The sequence below is a fragment of the uncultured Campylobacter sp. genome (genome assembly GCF_938031315.1).
In the GTDB taxonomy this organism is placed as follows: Bacteria; Campylobacterota; Campylobacteria; order Campylobacterales; family Campylobacteraceae; genus Campylobacter_B.
Window position 1 is genome coordinate 1 of sequence record NZ_CALHHT010000177.1, and the last position, 5651, is coordinate 5651.

General features: G+C 46.6%; 6 protein-coding genes. All 6 read right to left on the minus strand.

The window, feature by feature from the left end:
* The coding region (locus tag Q0236_RS04655; RefSeq protein ID WP_297915581.1) for a DNA-3-methyladenine glycosylase I at positions 1 to 316 on the minus strand (316 nt) is incomplete at its 3' end.
* 48 nt (positions 317 to 364) lie between these two features.
* The gene (locus Q0236_RS04660) at positions 365 to 964 is read right to left on the minus strand and encodes a hypothetical protein (RefSeq protein ID WP_297915583.1); all 600 of its coding nucleotides are present in this window, start codon (positions 962 to 964) and stop codon (positions 365 to 367) included.
* A 449-nt stretch (positions 965 to 1413) separates the two neighbouring features.
* On the minus strand, positions 1414 to 2673 hold the full coding sequence (locus tag Q0236_RS04665) for a glutamate-5-semialdehyde dehydrogenase (RefSeq protein ID WP_297915585.1): 1260 nt from the start codon (positions 2671 to 2673) through the stop codon (positions 1414 to 1416).
* A gap of 9 nt (positions 2674 to 2682) precedes the next feature.
* On the minus strand, positions 2683 to 3438 hold the full coding sequence (locus Q0236_RS04670) for a CAAX protease (protein WP_297915587.1): 756 nt from the start codon (positions 3436 to 3438) through the stop codon (positions 2683 to 2685).
* A gap of 437 nt (positions 3439 to 3875) precedes the next feature.
* The gene (locus Q0236_RS04675; RefSeq protein WP_297915589.1) at positions 3876 to 4151 is read right to left on the minus strand and encodes a hypothetical protein; all 276 of its coding nucleotides are present in this window, start codon (positions 4149 to 4151) and stop codon (positions 3876 to 3878) included.
* Positions 4114 to 5235 (minus strand): glutamate 5-kinase, encoded by a 1122-nt coding sequence (gene proB, locus Q0236_RS04680; RefSeq protein ID WP_297915591.1) that lies wholly within the window; start codon positions 5233 to 5235, stop codon positions 4114 to 4116. The genes Q0236_RS04675 and proB overlap by 38 nt, the downstream gene beginning before the upstream one ends.
* Positions 5236 to 5651: the final 416 nt, after the last annotated feature.

Genomic DNA, 5651 nt, shown 5'->3' on the forward strand with positions numbered 1-5651 from the left:
CGGCGAGAGAGTTTAGCTTTAGGCGGTTTCTGATGAGCGCGGGATTTTGCATAAATTTTGCCGTCTGCTCCTCGCCGTAGAGCGAAATTTTGTGCGCGTCAAATCCGTCAAACGCCGCTCGCATCGCCTCGCGCTTAAGCAGCACCGCATGCCATGAGATGCCAGCCTGAAAGCCCTCGAGCACAATGAGTTCGAAAAATTTCGCATCGTCCTTTATGAGCTTGCCCCACTCCTCGTCGTGATATACGCGCTCCAGATCGCTTTTCTCCGCCCAATCGCAGCGGATTCTTTGCGCGCTCGCCGCAGAATTTTTCAAATTTCACTCCTTGCGCTAAATTTTAAAAATCGTAGCAGATATGTAAATTTACATCTCCTCTATTTTGTCTATGCTATGCCACGCGACGATCAGAAGCGCTCCTGTTATCACGCTGAATGCGGTATCGATATAGTAGATCGCGTCGTGTTTTGTAGCCCCCAATGCCACTATTGCTATGCTAGAAACTACAGAGGCGACGAAACACAGAGCGTAAATTTTAAAAAGCGGTTTTTGCGTGATTTTAGCAAGCTTAAAATTTAAAATCATCCAGCAGACCATACAAAAGACCAACGAAATGAATAAGCCGATAACAAACAAAATAAACATGTATTGTTCCGCTTCGTAAACTGTAGCTAGCACGAAAAATATCGCAACCGCTATGCTGCTCGTCCAATAAAGCGTAAAAAACAGGATGAGACGTGCTCTGCACAGGGGCTGAAGCTTTTTAAGCGCTCTGTAAAAATACATAAGCGTAATTACGACTAGCGCCGTCGTCGGGCCGCTGCTTTTATTTTGTAACTGCGGAAAAAAGTCCGAGGCATAAGGTAGTAGCATCGTAAAGAGCATAAATGCCGCCGCACTCATTCCTTCGGCTTTCGCCTTTTCGATGATCTGCTTTCTGCCTTCATCGGTTATATTTTCTTGCATTTTTGAGCCTTGAAAAAAGTTTTTATTTTCTGGGAAATTATATAAAAACGTAGTTAAATTTTGATTGAAAACGTGGCGAAATCGAGCTTTAAACGGCGGCGTATTTATGATTGCGGGCTGCGAAATTTAAAACAAAACATCGCGAATTAAAATTTAAAATTAAGTCTAAATTTAAGCCGTAATGCAAATTTAATTAAAATTTGAATGCAAAATTTAAAGGCAAAATATCGCGAGATGATTTTACGAGTTTTCTACTTCGCAAGCTCGCAGTTGTAAGCAAAAGAAGCAAAATTTAGCGTGCGCTAGGCATATAGTCTGCGGAGCGTAAAATTTTGCGTTCTGCTTGCAGTTGCGAGTGTAACGAAGCGAAGGCGGTTTGTCGCAGATTTAAAATTTCAAATCTTTCTCAAAAGCGCTCGCAAGACGAGCCTTTTGAAAAAGACGAGCCGCTAACGAATTTGCCCACCTCCGCGGACGATGTATTTATAGGTCGTAAGCTCCCTCACCCCCATCGGCCCTCTGGCGTGCAGCTTTTGCGTGCTGATGCCGATCTCGCCGCCGAATCCAAACTCGCTACCGTCGCTAAAGCGCGTCGAGGCGTTGGCGTAGACGACCGCGCTGCCGACTTCGTTTAAAAACCGCTCGATGTTTGCGTAGTTTTCACTCAAAATCGCGTCTGAATGCCCGCTAGAATGCGCGTTTATAAAGCTGATCGCCTCATCCGTATCTCGCACGGCGCGCACGGCCAAAACGAGATCCAAAAACTCCGCGCCAAAGTCGCTCTCGCTAGCCGTTTTGACGTTTTTTGCGCCTCGCAGCCCCGTCTTGCACGCGCCTAACAGCTGCTCGCTTACGCGAAACTCGACCTCCGGCATCTCGCGCACAAGCCCCGGTAAAATTTTGCCCGCCACGCGCTCGTGCAAAAGTACGCACTCAACGGCGTTGCAGACGCTTGGGCGCTGGGTTTTGGCGTTTTTGATTATCTTCGCGGCCTCGCTCAAATTTGCGCTCTCATCGACGAATATGTGGCACACCCCCGCGCCCGTCATGATGATCGGCACGGTCGCGTTTTGCGCGATAAAATCTTTTAAGCTCTTGCCGCCGCGCGGTATCAAAACGTCGATATACTCGCTCATTTTCGCCATTTGCGCCACTACTTCGCGTTCAGCGCTCTCCACGAGCTGCACTGCGCCCGTCGGTAAGCCGAATTTCGCCCCCGCTTCGTTAAATAAATTTACTAAAAAAATGTTTGAATTTAGCGCACTAGCACTGCCTCGCAGGATCGCTGCATTGCCGCTTTTTAGCGCCAGAGCCGCCGCGTCGATGCTGACGTTTGGGCGGCTTTCGTAGATGATACCAAGTACCCCCAGCGGCACGCGAACGCGGCTGATTTGCATGCCGTTTGGATGGCTCCAGCCGCCTAGATTTTCGCCCACGACCTCGGCGAAGCCCGCCACCTCGCGCACGCCCTGCGCCATAGCCTCGATACGGGCGCCCGTTAGCCTTAGGCGGTCTAGCAATGCCGCGCTAAGGCCCGATTTCTCGCCGCTTGCAAGGTCTTTGGCGTTTGCCTCTTTTATCGCGTCCTTTTGCGCGAGCAGCTCGTCCGACACGGCGTTTAAAATTTCAAATTTAGCCTTGCTACCAAGCCTCAAAAGCTCGCCGCAAGCGGCCTTTGCGCGCTTACAGATATCTAAAATTTCGTTCATTTTCGCTCCTTAATCATATTTATATTTTAAGTTTACCATATGGTTTAAATTTGATATATTTTTAAATGCATCATTTAGGTTAAACCCCAGTCGTAATAGCAAAATTTCAATATTTACAGTTATTGATTTTGCTTTTGTTTTTGGCGGATTATTGTGAAAGATATCATTGCGTGCCTTACGAATCATAGAAAATACATTTAAAAGACTATTTTTTGTGCCGTATTCTGGCAACTTTTGCCCCTTGTATTCGCACACGCTTGCAAAAATATCTCTGAAATCGCTCCAATTCGAGCCTATGACGTTTTGCAAATCACCTAGCGTAAATAAATCAAGCACCTCAAAGCTATTCATTTGCTCTGTTAGATTAACCTTTTTGGTCTGCGCTATGTGGGCAGCTTGTTTTATTAGCTTCGCATTTTTTCCGTATAAAAACCAGTCGTCGGCGTTAGAATTTGAACTATAAATTTCAGATAGTACTAGTGCAACTTTAGAACGCAATGCCGTTTCAAAAATATGGATGATTAAAAACATTTCGTGGTGCGATTTTATGCGTTTATTATAGATTGAAATGACTAAATCAAAGATGTCAACATTATTTTTGGCATATTTTTTAATAATGACGGCAGCTTCTTTGCAAGCACCCAACAAATATTTATTATGAAGCAGTGCAATAGAATTTTTAAGTTTACCGAAGCCCGGCATTTTCGTTGCATCACAGTCTAAGTTTTCACATAGTTTTTTACAGATTACACTTTCAAGATACATTTAATCATCTTTTGTTATAATAGTACCAATTTGGAGGTCTCATCGCTATGAATTAAGCGAGTATCCGAAAGGAAAGACACTCCAAATTCTATATTTTCATTCAAAATTTCACTCATTTTGTTTCCTTGACTTATAAAAAATCGCAAGCTACGCGGGCTAGCCTAGCAAAGAATATCGCCACTGCCGTACTTGTGGCGGTATTGTAAAGTATGCTTTTATTCATTTTCTCAAAGATTTCTCCCTATGCTGTAAATTTACTATCAGCCAAACTCATGCCATAAATCCCTTCTTTAGCTATTTCTCGGCATTACGCCCAACCTTCTCATTCTAATTCGCGCATAGTGCTTTTACGTAATCCACTAGCTATAATATCCGCGCAGCCCAAGAACGTCTAGCTCGCCGTTTTTATCGGTGTCCAGCTCATCAAATTCTGCCGTCTACGCCGCGCCTTGCGCCGTAAATTTTAGCTTGATATTCTTTGGGGGTACCGCTTTCTCCCACTCGGTGCGGTTTAGCGTGCCGCCTTGATCCTCGTCGTTAGCCTCTATAAAAATTCTAGCAGGATTTGCCTCTTTGCACGCCCAAGCTGCACCCGTCAAAAGTAGCGCAAAAAATATAATCTTTTTTATCTTCGCCCTCTGTTTAAAATTTAAACGCGCGAACACGGCTAAAATTTCATTGTAGCGCGATATTATCCGCATGTATCGCGTCATCGTCGCTTTTGTAGCCTAAAGCCTGCTCTATCTCATCGCTTTTTACGCCCGCTATGCGCGCAAGCTCGCAGCTTGAATAGTTGCTAATGCCGTGCGCCAGCAGCTTGCCGTCGGTCGCGCAGACGTTTACGATCTCGCCGCGCTCAAACTCGCCGCGCACCTCGGTAATTCCGACCGCAAGCAGGCTTTTGCCCGATTTTATCGCCTCTGCCGCCCCCGCGTCGATAATCACCGCGCCTTTGCTGATCGCGCCGTATGCGAGCCAGTATTTACGCGAGCTAAGCCGCACCGCGCCCGCGCTAAAGAGGGTGCCGACCTCCTCGCCTGCCGCTATTTTAAGCAAAATTCCGTCCGTACGCCCGTTTGCGATGATCAGGCTCGTTCCGATCTGATTTGCCATTTGCGCCGCCGCGATCTTGGTCGCCATGCCGCCCGTGCCGAATTTACTGCCCTCGCCGCCTGCCATTTTGACGACGCGCTCGTCGATTTTTTCGATAAAGCTTAAAAGTTTCGCGTCCGCATGCTCGCTCGGATTTTTGTCGTACAGCCCGTCGATATCGCTTAAAATCACGAGCAGATCAGCATCGATTAGCCCCGCAACGAGCGCGCTTAGCGTGTCGTTGTCGCCCACTTTCAGTTCATCTGCTACGACGGGATCGTTTTCGTTGATGATCGGTACGATGCCGCGCGAGAGTAGCTCCGCGCAGACGTTTCGCACGCTAAGATAGCGCACTCTGTCGCTAAAATCGCCTCGGCTTAACAGCAGCTGCGCGATAATGCGGTCATGCGCCCAAAATAGCCGCTCGTAAAGATGCATCAGCGCGACCTGTCCGACCGCCGCTAGAGCCTGCTTGCGGCTTAAAATTTTGGGTCTTTGTGCGATGCCTAGCAGCCCCATGCCCGCGCCCACGGCGCCCGAGCTTACCAAAGCCACGCAAAAGCCCGCATCTTTTAGCTTGCAAATTTGCGCGACTAGACTTTTGATGAGCCGCTCATTTAGCGAACCGTCTGCATTGGTAAGCGTTGAGGTACCGATTTTTACGACGATACGTTTTGCGCCGCCCAGAAGCTCTTTTCTACCCATTTTCCGCTCCGAAATTTTTGAAAATTATATCGAAAACGGCTTATTTTAAATTTTATGTTTTGAGCTGTGCGCGGTGCACTTTTGGCTAAAATTTCTAAAACAGTTCTCTTTTTTTCTAAGTATTATATTTGTGGTGCCTGCGCGCAGGTTTAAATTTAATTTGGCGTTGTCGCGCTGCGAGTTTTAAATTTTGGCGGAGTAAATTTTATAAATTTGACTTTAAATTTAAAAGTATCGCAGGTTAAATTTAGCCTGCGATACGAAATAAAATTTGCAAGTATTTCGAGGCGATTTTTGGGGTTGCGCGGCTAAAATTTTGCGCAGGCTAGACAAAATAGTCTGCCAAGCAAAATTTTAGCAAGCTCCGCAAAAAGCGTCCGAAAGACGCCACAAATTAGCCTATATTCTCACCAGCT